Annotated in this window: 21 protein-coding genes and 2 pseudogenes; 11 read left to right on the top strand and 12 right to left on the bottom strand. The window is 46.6% G+C overall.

What is annotated here, in order from left to right:
* Positions 1–25 precede the first annotated feature (25 nt).
* Positions 26–637: a CoA pyrophosphatase gene (locus tag FIU95_RS05665; protein WP_152452322.1), complete on the top strand. Its 612-nt coding sequence runs from the start codon at positions 26–28 to the stop codon at positions 635–637.
* A 61-nt stretch (positions 638–698) separates the two neighbouring features.
* Here the strand turns inward: FIU95_RS05665 and FIU95_RS05660 are convergent, their stop codons facing one another.
* Entirely contained in the window at positions 699–1202 is a 504-nt protein-coding gene (locus FIU95_RS05660; RefSeq protein ID WP_152452320.1) for a nuclear transport factor 2 family protein, read from the bottom strand.
* Positions 1203–1756: 554 nt separating this feature from the next.
* Between FIU95_RS05660 and FIU95_RS05655 the strand changes: the two genes are divergently transcribed.
* Positions 1757–2797: an AraC family transcriptional regulator gene (locus FIU95_RS05655; protein WP_152452318.1), complete on the top strand. Its 1041-nt coding sequence runs from the start codon at positions 1757–1759 to the stop codon at positions 2795–2797.
* A 14-nt stretch (positions 2798–2811) separates the two neighbouring features.
* Here FIU95_RS05655 and FIU95_RS05650 read toward each other — a convergent pair whose 3' ends face one another.
* Positions 2812–3315, bottom strand: a complete 504-nt coding sequence (locus FIU95_RS05650; RefSeq protein ID WP_152452316.1) for a nuclear transport factor 2 family protein — start codon at positions 3313–3315, stop codon at positions 2812–2814.
* 733 nt (positions 3316–4048) lie between these two features.
* Between FIU95_RS05650 and rimK the strand changes: the two genes are divergently transcribed.
* Positions 4049–4966 (top strand): 30S ribosomal protein S6--L-glutamate ligase, encoded by a 918-nt coding sequence (gene rimK / locus FIU95_RS05645; RefSeq protein ID WP_152456149.1) that lies wholly within the window; start codon positions 4049–4051, stop codon positions 4964–4966.
* A 97-nt stretch (positions 4967–5063) separates the two neighbouring features.
* Here rimK and FIU95_RS05640 read toward each other — a convergent pair whose 3' ends face one another.
* The 3 genes and pseudogenes from FIU95_RS05640 to FIU95_RS05630 form a co-directional block, all read right to left on the bottom strand.
* Positions 5064–5516: a hypothetical protein gene (locus tag FIU95_RS05640; protein ID WP_152452314.1), complete on the bottom strand. Its 453-nt coding sequence runs from the start codon at positions 5514–5516 to the stop codon at positions 5064–5066.
* An 8-nt stretch (positions 5517–5524) separates the two neighbouring features.
* Positions 5525–6400, bottom strand: coding sequence for an SMP-30/gluconolactonase/LRE family protein (locus FIU95_RS05635; RefSeq protein ID WP_152452312.1), 876 nt, complete (start codon positions 6398–6400; stop codon positions 5525–5527).
* A gap of 98 nt (positions 6401–6498) precedes the next feature.
* Positions 6499–6867: pseudogene (locus tag FIU95_RS05630) on the bottom strand (DoxX family protein); the annotation flags it as partial.
* A 382-nt stretch (positions 6868–7249) separates the two neighbouring features.
* Between FIU95_RS05630 and FIU95_RS21670 the strand changes: the two are divergent.
* Both FIU95_RS21670 and FIU95_RS05620 read left to right on the top strand, forming a co-directional pair.
* On the top strand, positions 7250–7405 hold the full coding sequence (locus tag FIU95_RS21670) for a transposase (RefSeq protein ID WP_172975328.1): 156 nt from the start codon (positions 7250–7252) through the stop codon (positions 7403–7405).
* Positions 7406–7583: 178 nt separating this feature from the next.
* The gene (locus FIU95_RS05620; protein ID WP_256366418.1) at positions 7584–7946 is read left to right on the top strand and encodes a transposase; all 363 of its coding nucleotides are present in this window, start codon (positions 7584–7586) and stop codon (positions 7944–7946) included.
* Positions 7947–8465: 519 nt separating this feature from the next.
* On the opposite strand, the gene FIU95_RS05615 is transcribed toward FIU95_RS05620, so the two are convergent.
* A complete protein-coding gene (locus FIU95_RS05615) occupies positions 8466–10157 on the bottom strand; it encodes a DUF885 family protein (RefSeq protein ID WP_172975327.1) in 1692 nt (563 codons plus the stop codon).
* Positions 10158–10758: 601 nt separating this feature from the next.
* Here FIU95_RS05615 and FIU95_RS05610 point away from each other — a divergent pair.
* The 3 genes and pseudogenes from FIU95_RS05610 (at position 10759) to FIU95_RS05600 (ending at position 13179) form a co-directional block, all read left to right on the top strand.
* A pseudogene (locus FIU95_RS05610) lies at positions 10759–11897 on the top strand (IS3 family transposase).
* A gap of 226 nt (positions 11898–12123) precedes the next feature.
* Positions 12124–12447: a helix-turn-helix domain-containing protein gene (locus tag FIU95_RS05605; protein ID WP_152452306.1), complete on the top strand. Its 324-nt coding sequence runs from the start codon at positions 12124–12126 to the stop codon at positions 12445–12447.
* A gap of 21 nt (positions 12448–12468) precedes the next feature.
* Positions 12469–13179 carry an IS630 family transposase gene (locus FIU95_RS05600; RefSeq protein WP_152452304.1) on the top strand — a complete coding sequence of 237 codons (711 nt, stop codon included), beginning with the start codon at positions 12469–12471 and terminating at the stop codon, positions 13177–13179.
* Here the strand turns inward: FIU95_RS05600 and FIU95_RS05595 are convergent.
* The 3 genes from FIU95_RS05595 to FIU95_RS05585 form a co-directional block, all read right to left on the bottom strand.
* Entirely contained in the window at positions 13176–13448 is a 273-nt protein-coding gene (locus FIU95_RS05595) for a GNAT family N-acetyltransferase (protein WP_216646307.1), read from the bottom strand. The two genes, FIU95_RS05600 and FIU95_RS05595, sit on opposite strands and share 4 nt — an antisense overlap.
* Positions 13449–13497: 49 nt before the next feature.
* Positions 13498–13965: an OsmC family protein gene (locus tag FIU95_RS05590; protein ID WP_152452302.1), complete on the bottom strand. Its 468-nt coding sequence runs from the start codon at positions 13963–13965 to the stop codon at positions 13498–13500.
* 192 nt (positions 13966–14157) lie between these two features.
* Positions 14158–14502, bottom strand: a complete 345-nt coding sequence (locus FIU95_RS05585) for a 4a-hydroxytetrahydrobiopterin dehydratase (protein ID WP_152452300.1) — start codon at positions 14500–14502, stop codon at positions 14158–14160.
* Positions 14503–14765: 263 nt separating this feature from the next.
* Between FIU95_RS05585 and FIU95_RS05580 the strand changes: the two genes are divergently transcribed.
* Entirely contained in the window at positions 14766–16589 is a 1824-nt protein-coding gene (locus FIU95_RS05580; protein ID WP_152452298.1) for a DUF885 domain-containing protein, read from the top strand.
* Positions 16590–16719: 130 nt separating this feature from the next.
* Here FIU95_RS05580 and FIU95_RS05575 read toward each other — a convergent pair whose 3' ends face one another.
* Both FIU95_RS05575 and FIU95_RS05570 read right to left on the bottom strand, forming a co-directional pair.
* Positions 16720–18228: a fumarate hydratase gene (locus FIU95_RS05575; RefSeq protein ID WP_152452296.1), complete on the bottom strand. Its 1509-nt coding sequence runs from the start codon at positions 18226–18228 to the stop codon at positions 16720–16722.
* Positions 18229–18393: 165 nt separating this feature from the next.
* On the bottom strand, positions 18394–19149 hold the full coding sequence (locus FIU95_RS05570; protein WP_152452294.1) for a hypothetical protein: 756 nt from the start codon (positions 19147–19149) through the stop codon (positions 18394–18396).
* 329 nt (positions 19150–19478) lie between these two features.
* Between FIU95_RS05570 and FIU95_RS05565 the strand changes: the two genes are divergently transcribed.
* Both FIU95_RS05565 and FIU95_RS05560 read left to right on the top strand, forming a co-directional pair.
* Positions 19479–20060, top strand: a complete 582-nt coding sequence (locus FIU95_RS05565) for a superoxide dismutase (RefSeq protein ID WP_152452292.1) — start codon at positions 19479–19481, stop codon at positions 20058–20060.
* Between the two features lie 243 nt (positions 20061–20303).
* The gene (locus FIU95_RS05560) at positions 20304–22181 is read left to right on the top strand and encodes a DUF885 family protein (protein ID WP_152452290.1); all 1878 of its coding nucleotides are present in this window, start codon (positions 20304–20306) and stop codon (positions 22179–22181) included.
* Positions 22182–22266: 85 nt separating this feature from the next.
* Here FIU95_RS05560 and FIU95_RS05555 read toward each other — a convergent pair whose 3' ends face one another.
* Positions 22267–24084, bottom strand: coding sequence for a DUF885 family protein (locus FIU95_RS05555; RefSeq protein ID WP_152452288.1), 1818 nt, complete (start codon positions 24082–24084; stop codon positions 22267–22269).
* Positions 24085–24109: the final 25 nt, after the last annotated feature.

Here is a 24109-nt window from a genome sequence, read left to right as displayed (position 1 = left end):
CTGTAAGGAGGCAAGGCAAGTGTATATGTTATCGATTATTGAGAAAAAGATTTCCCAGCAGATTGAGGAATTGGAGGCTGGTGTCCCAACAGGGTCGGAATTGTATGGCCATGCCGCCGTGTTGATTGCACTCACCGAAGAGCCGGACCCCCATGTAGTACTGACCAAGCGCGCCGATACGCTCTCGACCCACTCCGGTGAGGTCTCCCTGCCAGGTGGGCGCTGGGACGCCACCGACCCCTCATTGCAGTACACTGCCTTGCGCGAGGCAGAAGAGGAAGTGGCTCTTCCCATGAGCCAAGTGCGGATGCTTGGCCCCCTGTGGCCCCGCACCACACGTTGGCAGGTACATGTTACGCCTTGGGTGGGGGTCATCCCACCGGATACTCATCTCAGTCCAAACCCTGGTGAGCTGGACGCAATTTTTCGTGTGCCCTTGTCGTTTTTTCTCGCCGATCCTCGCATCCGTACAGATCGAGTCACTATTGATGATCAGCCTATTTATTTGCCTGCCTATCAGTTTGGTGACTACGAAATCTGGGGTTTTACCGCCGGAGTGTTAACCGAGTTTCTGGTAAAAATACTGGGGGCCCCTATTGGACGCAGGGATGATGTGCCATTGAGGACATTGAATTAATCCTGCCTCGGGTGAGTACTTTACAATTTGGGATGTTTTGGTTCCTGCCATCTTGGCTGTTTTAATCTGACATCAGTTCACCCAGATCCTTCCAAGCATCCTCCAATAGACTTAGATAATCGCGAGTGTCGGGATCCGCAGTGACCATTGGAAAGTCAGGATCTCCCGGTAGGTTAGCCACATCACCACGTCGGCGTTGGAATAACCAATTGCCATCCATCTTGACCAGCTCATCCCGGTACTCTGCGGCTACAGCAACACGATAACCAGATCGAGTCGCCAAGATAAACACGGTGGTTGCATTGCCTGAGGCAGATTGTCCATCTTCCGAAATATGATGTAGTGGCGAGCAAGTGATATGTCGGCCTCCCAGCTTACTGTGGATTACTGCATAGCGCTCTAGTTTTTCCCTTCCTTTAATCACACGGTTGTCATACTCGAAGCGGCCGTCAGGTGTAAATAGTGACGCCCAGCCATGGGCATCACGGTTATCAATGGTTAAGGTGTAACGAGCGAGTAGGTCACTAATTGCAAATCGGTCCTTGCATAATTGAATATCATTCATCGTTCTAACCTGGAGCTTGATGTGAGGGGGTGTTAATGAAAATTGCTTTCACTGCGGGGTTCAGGGGGGGCTACCGCAAGAGCTCTCCTCAACCTAAATATAAGTGTATTTGATACATCTTTAGTCTTTGTTGTCATTTTTTATCACCATACTTCCTTCTCATAGGCGTCGGTCTAATATTGATGATCGTCCCTTTTTTATAAAGGTTAAATGGTTTAGGGATTGCGTAATCTGGTTTTTGAAGCAGGAATATTATTGGAATTCCAAATTGGAATATTGGTCTCATCAATTGCGGGGATGAAAGTGACACCTCGGTAAGATTATTTAATTGGTCTGCTTGGGCTTGTGAAATTCCTCTAAAATTTAATTTATAGTTAAAGAGGTTTAGGTGGAATAGGTTTGGGTGAGTTCTGTTTAAGTGAAAGATATCTAGATAATGGAGGTGTAGACAAAAGAAGGTCCGCTAAGAGCCACTTTGCAGTCTTAGAGTAAATCCAAAAAATATATTATTCTTGCTTAATGCCATAAATGGACAGCTTAAGGATAAGCGTGCCATGCAGAATGAGTTTATACAGGACAGCCCCAAGAAGCCGCTTTTTGATTGGGTGGCAAAGACTGAGAATTTTCCGTCCAAAGAACGTTGGCGTCGCTGGAAAGAGCTGATGGAAGTCAGTCTGCCCTACCGCTGTGAATTGCTGCTTAAGTCCCATCACAGTCGCGATTACTTTGGAGAGTTTGCAGTTTCTGCCAATCCTGATACCGGCGATTCTTTTGCCCGTGCCTGTTTCTCTGGAAACTCGTTTCGACGATCAATTAATCATCTAAGTGATGGTTATGCGAATTACACATTGATTTATTTACTGTCGGGGCGTGGCGCCATACAGCGTGGTAAGTCTTTTACTCCGATGAATCCGGGCGGCCTCTATCTGGTAGATTTGGCACAGACGATTACTCATGATTTGGTGCATGAGAGTCGTTCGATGTTATGCCGTATTCCACGTTATAAGCTTGAAAAATTTCGTTTGGGTCCCGAAGATAATCGTCCTCTGGAAATCGATGGCAGTAGTGGGCCGGGGCTTTTGTTGCGAAACTACCTTTTATTGTTTCCCCAGGCCAAACAGCAAAGCACTTTTGCCTCTCCTGAGATACTATTTAATCCGATCGCAGAGCTGATCATTGCCTGTATCCAGGAGAGTCGTGGTAATTTACAGGCGGAGGCGGAAACTCCGAGTCGCTTAAATGCTATTTTTCATCAAGCCTGCCGGCTCATTCAAAAATACTGCTGTGACGCAGACTTGTCCGCTCACCAGTTGGCCACTTCATTGGACATCTCTCCCTCTTATCTACATCGAGCAATGCGTTATCACAATACCTCATATATCAATGTGCTACGGCGTGCCAGAGTGGAGGCAGCGTCGGCCCAGTTGTTGGCTGCCGGGCGCGATGCCAGTATTTTGCAGGTGGCATTCAACTGCGGATTTAACGGTACCAGTCAGTTCTCACGGGCCTTCAGAGAGGAGCTGGGGGTTAGTGCCTCTGAATTTTTAAAACGTTCTTTTGAAGAGAAGGGGAAAGTGCTGGAAGTTGAAAAGTAACCTTATCTCCTGAGTCAATGATTGATCGGCTCACCCAACCTTTGCCATGCGTCGAGTAAACACTTTATTAAATTTGCAGACTCTGGGTCTGCATTCAACAACGAAAAATCAGGATCTTCAGGTAAACCAAATGCCTCTGCACTCCTGCGCAGGAATAGCCAGTTACTACCGATTTTGACAAGTTCATCGTCATATTGCCCAGCCATCACAACACGGTAGCCTGCTCGGGTGGCACCTATAACTACCGTTGTCGCTTTGCCTACGGCGCTCATCCCATCGGAAGAAACTTCATAGAGGGGTGAGGAGGTGATATGTCGTGTGCCCAGCTGGCTGTGAACAATTAGGTACTGATGCAGCTTCTCCCGTCCTTTGATCATAAGTGTGCCGTTTTCAAAGCGCCCGTTCTCGGTAAAGAGAGAGGCCCAACCATTGGCATCATGGTTGTCAACGCAAAGGGTGTATCTTGCCAATAAATCCTGTATGGCTAGCCTCTTAACGCATTCTTGCAAAGCATTCATAGTGTTTCCAAGTTGGTAACTTTACTTGGAAGGTAGGCCGGAAGAAGAGCAATTACCAGATGCTTGCTGGAGCAGGCTTCAACTTTGGTCAGAGCAAAGAACTTGGTTGCAAATACGGAGGGAGGGTATTTCCTGAGTGGCTTGATCGACAGTTTTTGTCTAATTGTGGGTTTTTTTTGATGCCAGCTTTTCATTGATAGAAAGGGACTGAGATTGGAAGAAAAGAAAGCAGAGTAAGAGACCTAGGGGGCCTAGATGAATGATGGTGATCGATAGCGAAGGTATTCCATTAGCGGTACCATTGCGTCGCTTACTATGAGAAATGGCCGGACTACTACGACTGGATATAAATAGGGTAGGTAATATTTAAGGCTATGAGTATTTATATACATAGAGAGTTGGTTGTTGAGCCTATCTCTGAGAACATTGTTACCAATAAGAGGTCGAATCGCTTCTTCTAAGTCTTGCAAAAGCAAGGTCATAAGGCTGTGATAGATTAATTGCCTGGTGCGTATAATTGAAAATTGATGAGATATGACGATATCCGTTGACTGACGACGGCAGACTCGACAAATGGAAAGTTAATGCAATAAATTAACTTTAGCTGTTTGGTAAGGTTTCTCTCAAGTTTGAAGTTGGATATGCTTGGTCGATGATGATTTTTGTAAGACTATTTTTATATAGACTCGCTTTGCATCACGGAGAGTTGGTATCAAATAAACAAGGAATAAATATGAAGATTGGCATACTATCTAGAAACCGAAAACTCTACTCCACCCGCCGGCTTGTGGAGGCGGCGACATCGCGCGGTCACGAAGTACGCGTGATTGATGCCCTTAAGTGCTTCATGAACATCACCGCAAATGATCCAAATGTTTACTATCAAAGCAAGGAAGGCCATGTTGAAGAGCTTTCATTCGATGCAATAATTCCTAGAATTGGAGCAAGTATTACAAGTTATGGTTGCGCGGTTCTAAGGCAGTTTGAGGTAGCCAATACCTACTCGATAAATGAGTCAATCGCAATTACACGCTCTAGAGATAAACTGCGAGCGCATCAATTACTTGCTCGAAAAGGCATCGGTCAACCCGTCACAAGCTATGCTCACTCCGCAAAGGCAACTGGACCATTGATTGAATCTGTCGGTGGTGCACCCCTAATTGTTAAGTTAACTCAAAGTACACAGGGCAATGGCGTGTTGCTGGCAGAAACTCAAAAAGCAGCGGAAGCGCTTATCAACGCATTTCGCGGTATCGGCTCTGATTTCCTTGTACAGGAATTTATCAAGGAAGCCGGTGGTTCAGATATTCGGTGCTTTGTCGTTGGTGAAAAGGTTGTGGCTGCAATGCAGCGGAAAGCTGCCAAAGGTGAATATAGGTCAAACCTTCACCGCGGTGGTAGTGCCGAAATGGTCAAGCTCAGCGCGACGGAACGTAGATTAGCAGTTAGTGCATCAAGGGTGATGGGACTTGATATGGCCGGAGTAGATATTCTGCGCTCCGCACACGGCCCACTAGTCATCGAAGTTAACTCATCTCCTGGGCTGGAGGGCATTGAAAATGCATCAGATATTGATGTTGCTGGTAAAATTATCGAGTACATAGAAATCGATGCGAAGCGAGGTCCAAATAAGCCCAAAGGTAAGGGTTAGTTTGCTGGAAACTGCTGCTGGTCATTTTCCTATAGATCTGTAAGAAAATAGTTGATTTCAAATTGCGAGACAACTTCTAAGATGTAGCACTTGGTGTTCAGGGTGTACCCCGATTTTGAGGTGGAGTAAGTGGGCTGTTGACAGGAATTATCAATACCTTTGCAGGTTCTTTGGAGGATGGGTTGAGCGCTCGATGACCCTGCTGGTTTAATGGTAATTCCTCTATCGGTAAGTCTCCCCCAAAGTGTACATCACCGGGTTGGTATGTTATGGAAACGCCATCTTTTGTTGTTGTGCTCCATTGGCCCGATAAGGTTATTACCCATTGTGGGCTGGGAGTTGGATGAAAGTCACTTTCCCAGCCGGGGGGTAAGATGGCAAATTCACTACCTTTTACCACTGGCAAATCTTGGTAGTGATATTCTGGGGTGGGGTTGGAATATTGGATTAGTGCGAAGTCAGTAAAATACTGCTCTGTTGTCCGGGAGATATAATTTTCATCCGTCCAAAGGTGGTAGTACTTTTGCCGAATGCTTTTGTTTGTTTTCATACTTTGTATTAAATTTCAAGATAATGAATAGCGTTATCGGTGGTGGCGTAAAGTCTTTCCTCTGCCATTGCTATATTCACAAAGTTTAAGTCCTCTGAGCCCTCAAAGAGGCACTGTAGGTTTTGTCCTTGCGTGGAGCAGGTCATCAATTTATTCAAACTGGTGAAGATAAGCTGTGAATTTTCTCCCATCAGTATTCCATCGATAAAGCCTGTTGGGGGGATTTCAATAATTGTTTCTGGTTGGGCTGTACTGGACTCACAGCTGAGCTGAAGTGTGAATATTATTTGTTCATGGTTGGGGTCATAAAAGGGTTTTTCTTTTGTAATGCTACAGTTATCAACAAGAAATAAAGTTTCTTGATTTTTGGAGAGTGCTACCCCGTGAGGAACGATAAACTCGTCCCCCAGGCAATAAAGTTGCGAAGATTGCTCGTCATAGGAATAGAGCCCAGTGGGCAAATCGCTTTGGGGTCTAAATCCCTGGTAATAGCCATAATCGGGGTCAGTAAAAAAGAAGTGGGAATTCGCCTGAGCCACCTTGTTAGGTGAGTTGAATGGTAGCCCCTTAAAACTGTCAACAATTATCTCACGATAAAAAGTATTTAAGTTGATGCGGCTAATACAACCAGGATTATTATTGAAGCCCTGTTCAGCTACCAGCAGATGGTTCTTATCAGCAGCTAGGCACATGCCATTTGCCATATTGCTTCGCTCAATAATGGTATGAACAGACTTATCTTTGAAGTCGAAATAACGAATTGCCGATGGTGTGGTGTAATCATTTGAAGGCTTGGAGGTAAAATATAATCTCTGTTGCCAGTCGACCCATACGAGGCCTTCATGTGCATCGGTTTCAACTAACAGATGAAGGCGATATTTCACAGAATAATCCTTTAACTCACCATCTGTTGATCAGTGCTATACAGGCTTATTGCCAGTCAATCGTCTATTTTTTAAGCTGTTTTTTACAGACTGATAACTTATTGGCTTAAAAATCTTATAATAGCAGAATTGGCTTTTCTTAAATGCGTATCTAAGGACCACTTCCTGCCACCGGTTAGCACAAGCGTCAGGCAGATGAATGACCAAAATGAAGGATATTTCCATCCTCCATAAACGGTTTGCTCTACGCCATTAATGGTAATGCCGCTGGCATGATCAGCCCAGGAAAAACCGGCAAGGTAATGGCGCCCTGAAAATAAAGCAATGAGCAAGTATAGTGACGTTCCTATTGCTGCGAAACGTGTAAATAGCCCAAAGGTGAAACCAATAAAAGCGGTAAATGCACAGAGCCCGGATATAACCACCATCGCACTGGAAAAACCTATGGCTGAGAAATAATGAACGACCTCTTTATAGGTCTTGACGCCTAGAAGCTCGAATTATTCGGCAAAATGGTGAATAAAATTAAGTCCAATGTAAATACGTATCAGCGCCAGCTGTAAATCTACAGGGTTGTTGCGAGGCTTTCCCTGTATTTCTTGTATTAAATCCTCGCTTGCGAGTGACTTAGGTATTTTTTGATAGGTTTTACTGATTTCGTTCTTCTAGTGGTATTTATTTCTATGGTTGTCGTTCATTTGCTTCCTTCCACTGAATCTTTATGGGCGACATGAAATTATTCATTCGGTAACTCTGTTGTTTAGCTTTCCGTACAAAAAAGCTAGAGGCTGCTTTGTAACTTGAAATCGGCTATTCTCACGCAATTACATAGAAAAAAGTACAGCAATAGTGAGCCGATGCAAATCAGAGTTAACCAATGATCAATGGAAATTGATCGAACCTTGTCTTCCTGAGTTAAAACGAGGAAAGGGAGGCCCAAAACCTATTGATAATCGAGCTTGTTTTGAAGGCATCCTGTGGATTTTTCGTTCTAGAGCGCGATAGAAAGATCTTCCTTCACACTATCCATCATCGAATACATGCTGGAGAAGGCGAAAGAGCAAGAGGCTTGGTTACAGGCATGGAGAAGATTTCTGGAGCTGTTGGATCAGCAGTCTTTGCTTAACTGGGAGGAGGTCTTTTCTGATGACAGCTTTGCACCAGCAAAAAAAGGGGCTTCGAAATCAGGAAAACCAAGCGATGCAAGGGTTCAAAGTGGATGGTGGTGGTCGATGGCAAAGGTATTCCACAGGTAGGCACCATTACTTCGGCCTCACCAGCAGAAGTGAAGTTATTACACCCATTATTTGATGTTATGTATACAAATACAAAGATTCATCGCTTAGTTTATGATAAAGCGGCGGAATCGGATCCTCTTAGAGATAGCCTGTTGAGTCGTGGAATCGACCTTATCTGTCCACACAGGAGAAATAGGAAAAAAGCCTCAAGGCAGGATGGTAGAAAGCTCAGAAGGTATACTCGCCCTTGGAAAGTTGAGCGGACTTTTGTATGGTTGGGAAATTACCGCCGTTTAGTTGTTAGATGAGAGCGATATTTGTCCACTTAGCGTGCTTTTTTCTATATTGCATGCATGTTAATTACGTTAAAGAAGTTATGAAACAGCTTCTAGATCCCTAACTACAAAAATACCATTCATAACTAGAAGACTTACTGAGAATAGCCTTTCTACCGTTAGTTAGAATGCGAACTATATTCGTTTTGATGAAGGCGCATAAATCAAAACCAAAAAAATTCTATTTTAAGGATACAAATTCGCAGACAAAGTGAAAATCTGGGTAGCCAAATTTACGGGGGATAAGGTAACCAGCTCAAAACAGATGAAAACTCACAAAAATCACCAATTTTGCATAGCACTCACAAGAAATGCACCTGACATCATCTCGTAACTTGATAAGCCAAATTGGCTTTCAATTTTACTTTGTAGGCTTTTAACATTAACTTCTATTTCAACTCTGAATAAGCTCAACTAGCAGTCAAATAATTTAAGAAAACAAATGAAAGACCCTTTACAAGGATCTCTCAAATTAATGTAGGCTTACAACAGTTACTGTGGGTTACTAAACTGCTCAGCGAGCAGACTAAAAGGCACCACACCATATTGTAAAACTTTCTCATGAAATTCCTTGATATCAAAGTTTCCTTTGTCTTTTTCTGCCTCACGAAGTTGAAGAAGAAGTTCATAACCTAGATAGTATGAACTTGATTGTGCCGGTGTATAAACAGAACGTCCAATTTCTATATCAATGTCTCGGTCTGATATTCCCGTAGCATTAGATAAGTACTCTTCAGCTTGTGTAATAGTCCAATCCTTTAAATTTATTCCAGTATCAACTACAACCCTAGCCGCCCTAAGTGCTTCTAACTGCAATCTGCCTAGGTTTCCATACGAATTATCATCATGCCAACCCTGCTCAAAAGCTAAGCGCTCTGCATACAACCCCCATCCCTCCTGATATCCATCGATACTAGTAACACTACGAAAAAGGGGGAGGTCTAAATTGCCAGTTACTGTAAATTGAGTATGATGCCCTGGAGCTCCTTCGTGATAAACAATTCCTGGCAGCTCTAACAAATTAGTATCCTCAGATGTATCTACTGTAAAGTGGGCAATTTTGTTTTTATTCGCCGGAAAATATGACCAACCGTAACCCTCCACAAACTCTACTGAGGAATACTCAATGGCAGGAAATAAATTTACGCTCTTTACAAGTGCTTCATCTAAGAGGGCCTTAAATACATCGATAATATTTTCTTTCTGAACGACAGGAGCATCATTACGAGCCATCGCATACAGAGTAGACAAATCATTAGAAGTGTCGTAACCAAGCAACTCAAACTCAGAATACATTTCTTCATGAATCGCCTCCAAAGCATTCAAACCAACTTGATGCGCCACAAGGGCATCTTGTCGTAAACTAACATAACGACTTAGTAAGTTATTGTAGTACTCAATACCTCCTGGATATTGGGCATAACCGGGATTTTCAGGAGCTCGATCCAACAGTGCTAAGAGTTTACTAGAGACTACTGACCTAGCTGATGCGACTTGATTTTCTAAAATAGATTTGCACCGCAGTAGCCACTCGTTACGCTGCTCTTCTGAAATATTCATTCTTTTTATTGCAGCATCCAAGATTACATATGCTACATCTTGATTAGGATTTTCACTCCAATATTGAAATAGCTCTGCCAACCCCAGGATAAGCTCTCGGTGATCCACTATCCCCAATTGCGCTCTAAAATCAATCCAATTTGAAATCGAAGCATAATAAGTAGACAAATATTCTACTTGATTCAAATAACCCTCAATATCAGAATGATTATTAAGAGGTAAGCTATAAAATATATTCGTAACACGAAAAGCACTATATGCATTTACGCCAAACTGTAAATGACTTTCAACTGATATATAATTACTTAATAACCAGTGATAATAATCGTAATCTGTTTTTTGCTTATCACTTAATACACCCCGATCGTATGCGTTAAGTTTCTTTAGAGTTCTTGCATACATAGAGAGTGTTTTAAGTTTATAGGGCAACGAGATTGGAGTAATCCCAGGGTAAGAAAGGCCCACTTCTTCCTGCACCTGACGAATTACAACCCACTCGGGATCCCGCCTAAGGAGCTCAACAAAAGAACTCTCCACAAATGAGTCGAAACTTGAATCACTTGCACTAACTGGCAAGCTAACAGTAAGGCATAAAAAAATCCATGTACATCTTATAGCTTTCATAGAGCCACCTTTAGTCATTCACTACACAGTCAAAATAATAATTCCTACAAACAGATAAAAAGTGAATTAATTTGTAGCACATCAGATTAAGTTCACACTTTATAGCGTGCTATTAAATAAGCACACCAATCAACTTTAAACAATTTTACGAACTAACAAAGTACTAATTACGCCAAAATTGCAGCATTATTTGCCAATAATAAGTTTCCACCCAAAAATAATTCTATGAAAATTTATATTTCTACCAATGAAGCACAGCATCACCATATATTTTATTTCTTGATAAATGCTCAAATTTATTACTAGCATTACGGTACAGGAACGGAAGTACCACAAACCTACATTTGTTATCTCATAGAAATATTCTGAACACTTCAAGTTCACGAATGATGAGCTAAGCTAGCAATCGCCACTTAAACATATATTTTAACTGCAAAAATAGGCTATTGCGTAATCCACATATCCATTCAGCCCTCAAAACATCACATCTTACATTTAGCTTATACTGTTCAACACATATAAAAGTGAATCAAATAATTGTAGTGGTCTAATACTTCCGGACACTTCGCTAAGATGGTAAAACCACCAAGCGAGGTGAAGTATGACAACGAAAGGTACACGCCGGCAATTCAAGCCGGAGTTCAAGAAAGACGCCGTAGCCCTGGTCTCTGAGCAAGGGTATTCGATCTCTAAGGCCGCAGAGGCTGTAGGAACCACTGCCAACAATCTGCGACGCTGGATATAAGAGCTGAAGCAGGAAGAGAGCGGAGAAAGGCTGGATGTCGGCGAGCGCGCAGAATTGGACCGGTTACGACGCGAAAACAAGCAGTTGCGGATGGAGAAAGAAATCCTAAAAAAGGCCAGCGCCTTCTTTGCGAAAGAAATGAAGTAAAGTACAACTTTATTAAAGAGCAGCAAGGCAGCTTTCCAGTTAGGACACTCTGCCGAGTGATGCAGGTAAATAAGAGTAGCTATTACGAGTGGTATCAGCGTAGTAATAGCTCAATAGATAGCCAGACATGGAATCTATGCCATCGTTTGAAGGCCTTATTTTCTGAATCTCGACAGAGTCTCGGAAGCCGTCGGTTAATGAAACTGTTACGCAAAGAAGGCTTTAAAATTGGTCGCTATCGTGTCCGCAAGCTAATGAAAAAGCTAGGTTTGAGAGTAAAACGCAAGAAGCGATTTACACTGACGACAGACAGCAAACACCAACTACCTACCGCGGAAAACCTTTTGAATAGGGAGTTCTCACCAAGTGTTAAAAATCAAGTTTGGACTACTGATATCACGTACATCTGGACTGCACAGGGCTGGCTGTATTTGGCGGTAGTGATTGATCTCTATTCACGTAGGATTGTTGGTTGGCATCTAGATCGCCAGATGGAAACGGCCCTGGTAAGTCGTGCATTGATGATGGCTGTTAATTTGCGTACACCGCCAAAGGGTCTTCTACACCACTCTGATCGAGGCAGTCAGTATGCCAGCCATACCTACCAAGCGCTGTTGAAACAGCATGGTATGGTGTGCTCAATGAGCCGCAAGGGAAATTGTTGGGATAACGCACCGACTGAACGCTTTTTTAGCAGCCTAAAACGAGAATGGTTGACGGGAAATATCTATCCGGCAAGGGAAGATGCGATAGCCGATGTGAAGGCCTATATTGCTTATTACAACTCACGCAGGATACATTCATCACTGGAGTATATAACCCCTATCGAATTTGAAAAATGTGCTTAAAGAGGTGTCCGGTTAGACTTGACCACAACAGTCTTTACGTGAGAAATTCTTAGTAACCTTATAACAAGCTCCAAAAGTGAAAGCGACAAATCACAGGAAATTTTTGCTGGTAGTTTTTTTGCTCTTGGATTAAAACTGGCCCTTAGTGAGCATGCGTAAAATTAATAACAAAGCTTACATACTAGCAGGGCAGAAATAATCAATACACTCTGGTAATATAATCAGCATGAAATACGATGCCAGAAAACTTAGTACTGAGGAGCAGCACCTCATACGTAAAATTGCTGTTCAGCGGGTATTTGATGGGGAATCTGCAGCGGAGGTTAGTCGTAGCTTAGGATTGGGGAGTAAAACTATTTTCCCATGGTTAAAGATCGCTCGGGAAAAAGGCATTGGTGCATTATCTCCTAAAGCTAGACCTGGGCGCGGTAGAAAGTTGTCAGCTATAGAAGAGGAGGAAGTCAAGCGTTGGGTTATTGGTGGTGATCCAAGGCAGCATGGTTTTGACTTCGGGTTGTGGACGCGCCAGATCGTATCGGATTTGATTTGATTTGATTTGATTTGATTTGATTTGATTAGTGAGAGATTCAAAGTCGAGCTCAGTGTATCTAGTGTCGGTACACTTTTACATCGGTTGGGCCTGACGCCACAAAAGCCGCTAAGAAAAGCTTATGAAAGAGATGATAAGGCAGTGAAGAAATGGGTAAAGGAAGTCTACCCAAAGATTAAGACTTATGCGAAAAAAACCGGTGCAGAAATATTTTGGCTGGATGAGGCTAGCATCAGATCAGACGATCCACTCCAAAGGACATGGGGAGAGAAAGGAAAAACTCCAGTAGTAAAAACTAGTGGTCAAAGACAGTCAATTAACGCGATATCAGCTTTATCGAACAGAGGTGGTTTCTGGTATCACATTTACAATGGAAAGTTCACGGCAGAGAAGTGCGTGGAATGCTTTAAAAATTTTCAGAGAAGTCAAAATCGGCCTGTAATCCTTATAGTTGATGGACATCCGGTACACAAATCGAAGAAGGTATTGGAGTATGTCAGTTCACAGAATGGAAATCTTGAAATGGTCATCTTGCCACCATATGCACCAGGCTTAAACCCGGATGAATTGGTCTGGAATCACATGAGAAATATAGGGACCTCAAAGAAACCGCTGAAAAAAGGTGAAACGTTGATGAGCCGTGCAAATGCGGATTTAAAGAGCATCAAGAAAAATAGAAAACTTGTGAAATCATTTTTTCAAGAACCGACAGTATCCTTTGCTGCTGCTTAGGTAGTAATGTGTTCCATCACAATTCTTCCCAACCCCTGACCTTGATAAATTGGGTCGACAGAGACATCCACAATTTCAAAGTTTAGGGCTCCATCGCCAACTACCCGCCCCATGGCAATAGTGGTTGAGTGGGTTTGAATGTGAATCCCATAGAGACTGTTTGGTAACCCCTTCTCTGCTGCCTCCCTACTTCTTGGGGAGAGCCCACTAATCTGCCTGAGGCGAAGAAAATCCTCAACTGAAGCCACCGCTTCAATAACTTTAAACATACTGCTGGCTATATGAGTAATTATGGAACCTACTCACCTCAATGAGTAGCTATACCTCCCGAATCTCAGTAACCACTTCCGTTTTTACCGAGTTAGCAATAAAGCACTGCTTATGAGAAAGATGATGGATTTTTTCTAACTGCTCCCGGTTGGGTTTTTTATCGCCGGAGAAGCGAATCAAAGGTCTCAGAGTGACTTTCGTCATCGCCAGTTTGCCCTTTTCAGTCGTGGCCATCACCCCGATCGCTTCATCGCGGTATTCGTCAATCACGTAGCCGCGTTTGGCTGCAATTGCGAGGAAGAACAGCATATGACAGCTAGAAAGCGACGCCACGAAGGCTTCTTCTGGGTCGAGATTTTCCGGGTGTGAGTAAGGGATTGGGACAATGTGGGGGGAGGAAGAGGCAGGGACAGATAAACCGCCATCAAATTGCCAAGTATGAGCGCGACTATATTGATTATCGGTGAAAATCTGGTCGTCGCGTTGCCAGACTACCGTGGAGGTGTACTCAGACAATATCCATCTCCTTTTATCCAGGGTACACAATTTCAACTTTCGATATTTAACGGCTCCAGAATAACTTCCCGCTCAGGCCTATGGGGGTAAAGTATTGGCTATGAGTAGAGCGGTAGGGACCCTCTCTCAACCATTAGGAGCCAACCTGGCAGGCAAAAAATTGGGGCGCTCGATGCGCCCCGGGGTATCTGCCTATTCGACATCCACTTGTTGGTCGGTACGCGCTGCCATAATGAAGTCGTTCTTATGTAGTCCCTTAGCCTCATGGCTCCACCAGGTAACGGTTACCTTCCCCCATTCTGTGAGCAGTGCCGGGTGGTGCCCTACTTCTTCGGCAATGGCGCCAACGCGGTTAGTGAACGCTAGCGCTTGCTTGAAGTTGCGGAACTTAAACACTCGTTCCAGCTGCATAATGCCGTCGCGAGTCATTGGCGTCCAATCGGGGATTTGGCGCAACAGGCCAGGGAGCTCATCGTCACTGACGAGAGGGGCATCTGCGCGGCAGGCTTCACACTGTTGTTGGGCTAGCTCAGTCATGAATAAGTCCTCAAAACCTTGTTTATTATCGGTTATTTCGCGTGATGGCCACTCTAACCGGGCCCTCTCAACGACACAAGCGCAGGCGGCAAAACCGCATTTTATACGGTTTTTCCCTGCCAATATGAAACAGTGTGCTAAATGCTTAGGGCTCGCTACGCTGTGGAAACATCCAGTGTCAGGCTGAACAAGGAATGTTGGCAGATGTGATAGCTTCTTAAGAGCCGCATAAGTGATTACGGACCCCCAGGGTAAGGATCGCCATGAAAATCCTATTTACGATGTTGACTTTAATGTCATTCACTCTTGTTTGTGCCTGCGGCCCCCAGAGTACAGACAGAGAGCGCATAGTCCCCCCACAAACTGAAACCATGAATGAAATGCGCGCCGAGACGGAACTGGCTTTTCAGCAACTGAGCCAACAGTTCATCAATGGCCTATGGAAACTCTTTCCTTCCTGGGCAGTTCGGGAGGGTTATTATGAAGCCGCCATCCATATACAAGTGCCCGATAAAACCTATCGCGCCTACCTACTGGATTTTGCGCAAACTTATGAGCGTAAATTTGCCGCCCTGGATAGTAGCTTACTCAGCATCAATTCCCTCACGGATATGGCGCTCATTAAAAACTTCTTGCAACGCCTGCAGTGGGAATACACTTCTTTTAAATCCTATCAGTGGGACCCTTCTATTTATAACGTATCCCATCCCTTTTCTCTGATCCTTAATACTCAATATGCGCCACTAAAAAATCGACTACGCGCTTTCAACACCCGTATGCGCCTAGTACCCGATTACTATGAGGCCGCCAAACAGGCAATACGCAGGCCCGCCGCGCCACAATTAGCGCTAGCCATTCAGCAAAATACCGGGGCCCTGGAGGTTTTCGGGGACAAGGTTGAGAAGCTGGTGAAAGACAGTCAAATGTTTGATGATGAAAAAGAAGTATTCAGATTACGCCTGCAAGCCTCCCGCGAAGCGATAAATGACTACATCAACTTTCTAAAAGACTTACAAACCAGGCTGGGGAAATCTTCTGGATTTCGCGATTTCCGTATTGGGGAAAAGCTTTACGAGGAAAAATTCCGTTTTGACATTCAGATTGATGCCAGTGCCAGTGCGTTGTATCTGCGCGCCCTGGAAGAAAAAAACCAGATTCACAATAAAATGGCAGAACTCGCTGGGAAGCTTTGGCCTAAGCATTTTCCCGATATCGTGGCACCTACCGACCCGATGGAAAAAATCCGCAAACTAATCGATAAACTCTCACTTAACCATGCCAGCAAAGACACCTTCAAAGATGTGATAGAAAAGCAGATACCACAACTGGCAAACTTCGTTACGCAACACAATCTGCTCTATCTGGACAAAGAGAAGCCACTAATAGTACGCACTACCCCGCCCTACCTACGCGGTTTTGCCGTTGCATCCATAAATGCGCCCGGCCCCTACGATAAAAATGCAAACACCTATTACAATGTATTACCCATTGAGGAATACAGCGATGAGCAGGCGAATAGCCTGCTGCGGGAATATAACCATTACACATTGCAAATACTGAATATCCACGAAGCCATCCCCGGCCACTACACACAATTGGTCTACGCCAACCAGTCCCCCAGCATTATTAAAACCATCCTCGGTAACAGTGCCATGATTGAGGGCTGGGCTGTCTATGCCGAGCGCATGATGCTGGATGCCGGATATGGTGATTTCTCGCCTGAACTTTGGCTGATGTACTACAAGTGGATTTTACGAGTGATCACCAACACCATTTTGGATTACGGTGTACAGGTTAAGGGGATGACGGAAACTGAGGCAATGAATTTAATGATTGGTGGGGCTTTCCAACAACAGGCGGAAGCCGAGGGAAAGTGGCGCAGAGCCACCCTCAGCCAGGTACAACTCACCAGCTATTTTGCTGGTTTTACCGATATCCTCGCCCTGCGCAAGGAGGTAAAAAAAAGGCTCGGGGATAAATTTGACTTAAAAGAATTCCACGAGAGCTTTTTAAGCTTCGGCAACGCACCAGTGCCTATTATCCGTGAACTTATGCTGGCCAAAATAGAAGAAAAGGGTGAGCTTTAACCCAACACCTAAGCAGCCCCAGTAAATAAAAGTGCAATGATAAAAAGTGCGGTTATAAAAAAAGCCGATCACCAGGGCGATCGGCTTTTTCAGTGGACAATTATTGAGGGGCGGCGGGTTCACCTACCCCTTAAACCACACCTTCTTCAATCTTGGCTTTCCAGATCAGCGGCCCAGTCGTGTGTACAGACTCACCTTCACTATCCACTGCAACCGTTACGGGCATATCTTCTACGTCGAATTCGTAGATAGCTTCCATACCCAGTTCCGGGAATGCGATGACCTTGGAAGCCTTGATCGCCTGGGCGACCAAGTAGGCTGCGCCCCCTACTGCCATGAGGTAAACCGCCTTATTATCGCGGATCGCTTCAATCGCCATAGGACCGCGCTCAGCTTTTCCGATCATGCCAAGCAGGCCGGTCTCCTCGAGCATAGTGCGGGTGAATTTATCCATGCGGGTGGCGGTGGTAGGGCCAGCCGGGCCAACCACTTCGTCGCGCACCGGATCTACCGGGCCCACGTAGTAGATAAAGCGGCCAGTGAGGTCGACCGGCAGCTTCTCACCCTTGGCGAGGATATCCACCATCTTTTTGTGCGCGGCATCACGGCCGGTAAGCATTTTGCCATTGAGCAGCAGAGTCTCGCCGGGCTGCCAGCTGCGCACGTCTTCAGCAGTCACGGTATCCAGGTTCACACGGCGGGTGTTACTGCCGGCTTCGCGGGTGATTTCCGGCCAATCTTCCAGCTTTGGTGGAGTCTGCTGTGCTGGGCCGCTGCCATCCAGGGTAAAGTGGGTGTGACGGGTGGCGGCACAGTTAGGGATAATCGCCACGGCCTTATTAGCGGCATGAGTGGGATAATCCTTCACTTTGACGTCTAGCACTGTGGTCAAGCCGCCGAGGCCCTGGGCACCGATGCCCAACTTGTTGACGGAATCGTATAGCTCCAAGCGCAACTCTTCTGCGCGGTTGGAGGCACTGCGCTCCTGCAGTTCCTGGATATCGATAGGATCGAGCAGGGATTCCTTGGCCAACAACATGGCTTTCTCGGCGGTACCGCCGATGCCTATACCCAACATGCCCGGCGGGCACCAGCCGGCGCCCATCTGCGGCACCATCTTCAGAACCCAATCCACTACGGAGTCGGAAGGGTTGAGCATGGCAAACTTGGTTTTGGCTTCACTGCCACCACCTTTGGCTGCTACATAAACTTCCACCGTATCACCGGGAACAATTTCATAGTGAATCACTGCCGGGGTGTTATCACCGGTGTTCTTACGGGCACCATCCGGATCGGCAAGAATAGAAGCGCGCAGCACATTGCTGGCATTTTGGTAGGCACGGCGCACACCTTCATTCACCATGTCGGTAACGCTCATGTCCGCTTCCCAGCGGACATTCATGCCCACTTTCAGCTTCACGGTGACAATGCCGGTATCCTGACAGATGGGGCGATGGCCCTCGGCACACATACGTGAATTGATCAGGATCTGGGCCATGGCGTCCTTGGCCGCCGGGTTGACCTCTTTCTCATAAGCCTTGTTCAGGGCCTGAATAAAGTCCTGTGGGTGGTAGTAAGAGATAAATTGCAGCGCGTCAGCAACGCTGTCGATCAGATCATCCTGGCGGATAGTGGTCATGGCCAACTCCGATTAACGTCTCAAGGCCGGCGATTCTACACGAAATGTAGGGTTATTGGCCCGTTATTGATATGGCTACTGATTTTACTCAGGGCCTAGATAGATTTTCCCAAAGCAATAAAAAAGGGCGAACCCAGGTTCGCCCTTTTTAGCCTTTTAAAAGGATTACATCGAGGAAGCCGTTGGCTCGCTGGACTGTAAGGAGCGAATCGCATCGCGCAGCTGTACCAGATCCTTATTCACCGAGCGGCGGTAGGCATCGATTGACTCCACGGCCTCTTCGTTGGCGCCGACACGCATAGTCAAGTCACTGCGCACAGAAGCCAGCTGACGCTCCAAGCTGGAGATTTTGTCGGTCATTTCACGCTTGCTCGCAATGCTGCCTTTGCGCAATTCCGCCAGGGCAGATTCCACCGAAGCGATTTTTTTCACGCTGGCATCGAGGCTGCCGAGCTTGCTGCTAAGAGAAGCCACCTGCTTCTTATTTGCATCGCTTGCGGCCTTGTTGGCGGCAATATTCTTGCGGTTGGTATCGTAAGCCACACCCCAGAGCTTGCGGATCTCAGAGGCATTTTCCTTGGCCTTGGCGTTCAACACCTCAACCGAAGCGGTGGACTCCTCATCGGAGAGACTGAAGCGCTTCTCCAACTCGGCAATTCGATTCTCGGCATCGGCGATGCGGTTCTCCGCATTAACCAGCTGGGTACGGCTTTCCTGCCACTGCTGGTATAGGAAGCCAGAAGCAGCTAGACCGCCCATAGCCAGGATCAGGGCACAGAGGCCCAAGAAAGAGAAGCCGCCACGGCGCTCCTCAACGATGACTTGTGGCTCCTGGGTGGACTCGGCGCGCTCAGGGGCGCTGGGCTCCAGTGTGGGTTCAATGGCGGCGCTGCCGTCCAATGTGGGCTCTCTGCGTTGCATGTATCAATACACCCGGTAACTAATCTGGTGGGTTCGGTACTGGTCAGTTCGGATTGTCCCGCCCGGCACCTCTAAATTCACAACTTAGGGACAATCAAGCCGGGACAGATTCGTCGAATTCTGCGGCAGTTATACCAAAAATTGACGAAAAAGTAAGCGGCCACAAGTAAGAATAGACGACAGCAAAACAATGGTGACATCAAACACCACCCCTTGAGTTCGAGGAAAACGTCCCAAAATCCCCTATTCAACTGCGCCGGCTTAATTCTGGCATACGGCGCGTGTAGAATGCTCTCACCAATAACCCTAAACAAAGGAAGGAAGACCCCATGGCTTTCGAATTGCCCGAACTCCCCTACGCGATGAATGCCCTGGCCCCCCATATCTCTGAAGAGACTCTGGAGTACCATTACGGTAAACACCACAAGACCTACGTTGACAAGCTGAACGGCCTGCTGGAAGGCACTGCGGACGCCGACAAATCCCTGGAAGAAGTGATCAAATCCTCCTCCGGTGGCGTATTCAACAATGCCGCCCAGGTATGGAACCACACCTTCTACTGGAACTGCCTGAGCCCCAACGGCGGTGGCGAAGCTACCGGTGCTATCGCAGAGGCTATCACTGCGGCATTCGGCAGCTTTGACAAGTTCAAAGAAGAGTTCACCACCAGCGCGGTAAACAATTTCGGCTCTGGCTGGACCTGGCTGGTGAAAAAAGCCGATGGCTCAGTAGCGATCGTAAACACCTCCAATGCGGCGACTCCGCTGACCGAAGAAGGCGTTACCCCGCTGATGACCTGTGACGTATGGGAACACGCTTACTACATCGATTACCGCAACCTGCGTCCTAAGTATATGGAAGCTTTCTGGGCGCTGGTGAACTGGGAATTTGTAAACCAGAACTTCGCCTAATCGCGGGATCACCTAAAAAGCGGGCTAAGCCCGCTTTTTTTTCTTTTCAGTGGGTGAAAATCACTGCTGATGTGGCGTCAAAATACTACCCCTGGTCAAAGACCACGCGAGTGCGCACAATACCCGCTGAGTTGCGCTGTTAATGATGCGTTGTACGCAGTTTAGGACAGCCAAGAAAATCTAAAGAATGCCACCTAAGTGGTACAAAGTAGCAATGATTATCCGAACACTGGGAATATGCTTATGAAGTTGAAACCAACCCTGATCGCAGCCGCCATAAGCGCGCTGGTTATCAGCGGCTGTGACCGCGGTGCCCCCGAAGCTGCGCAACAGAATGCGACCTCCGTCACTGCGGAAAGCAAGTCCACTCAAGACAGCACTGCCAAGGTGAGCCAAGAGGCCATCAAGCAAATTAACCAGATGTTCGAGGACTTCTTCCAGGAGCACCTGTCACGCAGTCCTGAATTCAAGACCTTCCTAGGCAAAAAAGAAGATTACGATAAGTGGGATAACCTCTCCCCGGAATTCGCCAAAGAGACGCTGGAAATCAACAAGCGCCAGCTCGCCGAACTGAATAAGGTTGACCCCAATACTCTGGATGAAGCGACTCGCCTGAGCCTGCGTCTAGCCAAGCGCAATCTGGAGCAAGACATTGAAGGCTACAAGTGGCGTAACCACTACTACCCTGTCAACCAGATGTATGCCACCCACACCAGTGCGGCTTCCCTGCTGATCAGCCAGCACCGCATCGATGACGAGAGTGATGCCGAGGCCTATATCGCCCGCCTAAACGGCATGCCCCAATACTTTGCCCAACTGGAAGAAAACCTGAAAGCCAATGCCAAGGCCGGCACCATTGTGCCGAAGTTTGTCTTCCCCTATGTGATTAGCGATTCACAAAACCTGATCACCGGCGCACCTTTTGAAGGTGAAAAAGACAGCCCGCTTTTTGCTGATTTCAAAGGCAAGGTAGAGAAACTCGAGATTAGCGCCGAACAGAAAAAAGCGCTGATCGATAAAGCCAGCACGGCTTTGCAAGAGAGCGCTGGCCCGGCTTACAAAAAACTAATCAGCTACTTACAAGAGCTGGAAAAGAAAGCCACTACCGATGACGGCGCCTGGAAGCTGGCCAACGGTGATGACTTTTACAAGTTCCGCCTGGGCGTATACACCACCACCGATATGACTGCCGACGAGATCCACCAGACTGGTCTCAAGGAAGTGGCGCGAATTCACGATGAAATGCGCGAGATTATGCGCAAAGTGAAGTTCGAGGGTAACCTGCAGGAATTCTTCGAGTTCATGCGTACCGACAAGCAGTTCTACTACCCAACTTCTGAGGAGGGTAAAGCGGAATACCTGGAGAAGGCTACCGCTATTATCGATACGATGAAGGGCCGTCTGGACGAGCTGTTTATCACCAAGCCCAAAGCCGACCTGGATGTGAGAGCTGTGGAACCTTTCCGCGAAAAATCCGCAGGTAAAGCTTTCTATCAGCGTCCGGCGCCGGATGGCTCACGCCCAGGTATCTACTACGCCAACCTGTATAACATGGAGGATATGCCCACCTACCAAATGGAAGCACTGGCTTACCACGAGGGCATCCCCGGCCACCACATGCAACTCTCTATCGCCCAAGAGCTGCAGGATATCCCCAAATTCCGTAAATACGGTGGTTACACCGCCTACACCGAAGGCTGGGGCCTCTATTCTGAGCTGGTTCCGAAGGAATTGGGCTTCTATGAAGACCCCTATTCCGACTTTGGCCGCCTGGCTATGGAACTGTGGCGTGCCGGCCGCCTGGTTGTAGACACCGGCCTTCACGCCAAGAAGTGGACTCGCGAACAGGCCATCGATTACCTGGTAGAAAATACACCGAACCCGAAAGGCGATGTGGTTAAAGCCATCGAGCGTTACATCGTAATGCCCGGTCAGGCGACAGCTTACAAAATCGGTATGCTGAAAATTATTGAGCTGCGAGAGAAAGCCAAAACCCAACTGGGTGATAAATTTGATGTGCGCGGTTTCCACGACACTATCTTGGCTAACGGTGCAGTTCCGCTGAACGTTCTCGAAGAGTTGGTGGATAACTGGGTTGCAGGTGTTAAAGCGAAAAGCTAACTTCACCGGGTAAATAGTGCCCAATGAAAAAGGCCACTCTCAGAGTGGCCTTTTTTACGGCTATAAAAAGTTACAAAAAATTACTTTATCCTTTTTTTGTGGCAATCCAGCCATCTACTTGACGCTCCAAAACTGCCAATGGCAGGGCGCCGTTGGTCAGCACCACATTGTGGAATTGACGAACATCAAAGGCCTCGCCCAATTCTGCCTGAGCTCGATCGCGCAATTGCAGAATTTTTAACATTCCAGCCTTATAGGCCAGCGCCTGTCCAGGCATAACCAGGTAACGTTCAATTTCAGTGGTCACTTCGGTTTCTGTCATACCGGTTTTTTCTACCATATACTCGATGGCCTCTTCACGGCTCCAACGCTTGTAATGCATGCCGGTATCCACCACCAAGCGCACTGCTCGGAACATCTCAGCCTGCAAGCGGCCAAGATCATCGTAGGGGTTTTCCTGGAATCCCGCTTCCTTGGCAACCTGCTCAGCATAAAGCGCCCACCCCTCGGCATAAGCCGTAAACAGACCCAGCTTGCGGAAAGTGGGTACACCTTTTAGCTCCTGGGCAATCGCCAACTGGAAGTGGTGGCCTGGAACCGCCTCGTGATAGGCCAGTGTACGCATACCAAATTTCTTGGTTTCATGTACATCGCGCAGGTTTGCATAGAAAACCCCCGGACGGGAACCATCCATAGCCGGAGGGTTGTAGTAAGCCCCCGGCGCACCCTGCTCTTTGAAATCTGGTACACGTCGTACTTCAACCCCCATAGCCGGTTTCACATCGAAGTAGTCTCCTAGTCCAGCATTAATCTCATCGATCATCGCTTGGTAGTCGGCAACTATTTGTTCGCGGCCCTCGTCCGAATCTTCGTATAAAAACTGGGGATCATTGTTAATTGCCGAGAAGCGGGCGCTGATACTGCCGCTATCCTGCCCAATCGATGAGAAAATACGATTCATCTCCCCTTCTATTCTTGCTACTTCCTCAACACCAATCTGGTGCAGCTCCTCAGGGGACAAATTTGTTGTAGTATGACTGCGCACCTGATAAGCGTAGAACTCATCGCCATCAGGAAGCGCCCAAACACCATTATTTTCGGTAACCTTGGGCTGTAACTCACGGTAGTTAGCAATCAGACTCTTATAGGCAGGATATACCCCTGCATCGATCAGGGCCTCTCCCTGACCGAGGATACGTACACGCTCCTCATCCTCCAAGTCTTCGATCTTATTGAGACGCTCTTCCAGGGAGGTATAAAGAATATTCTCATGGGCCGGTACGGCAATAAAATCCTGCATCTCTTCCAGCACACTGTCGATGACAAAGCGGGGAGGCAAAATGTTTTTTCCTTCGCGAATTTTTAGGCTATCAAGCACCTGGGAAAATTTACGATCGACCTCACTCAGGCGAGAAAGATAATAGTCGGCTTCTTTAATATTATTAATCTGGTGCACTTCTGCGAGAAATTCCGGCAGGCTGTTTTGCACACCAAACATCTGGTTGAGCGGATAATTGTGGTGTTTCCAGCGCTCGCCTTCCACCATATTGCCAAGGAAATAGGCAAAAACATCGTAAGAGATGGCTTGCTGGCCATCCATACCTGCACGATCATACTCCTGCAGCACGGCAAGCTCATCCTTAATCATCTGCATTTGGCGCTGCTGCTCAGCTTCAGAGGCATCATCAAGATGCGCATTGTGTCCATCAATACCAAATTGTTCGAGCAACCGCAATTGAGAGAGGATTTCCGGGCTGGTACTGCCGAGCTTGAAAAAAGCCCGTTCAAAATACACATCTATCGACCAGGGTTTAAAATAGATCGCATTGACCGCAAAAACGGAAACCGCCGCAACCCCCAATAACAAAATACCACCAAGCCATTTGGCTAAGGTTTTAATCATTTTTTATTCTCCTAATTTAGATATT

The sequence above is a fragment of the Microbulbifer sp. THAF38 genome (genome assembly GCF_009363535.1).
In the GTDB taxonomy this organism is placed as follows: domain Bacteria; phylum Pseudomonadota; class Gammaproteobacteria; order Pseudomonadales; family Cellvibrionaceae; genus Microbulbifer.
The sequence above is the reverse complement of the archived record's forward strand: the minus strand, read 5'-3'. Positions and strand labels throughout refer to the sequence as shown.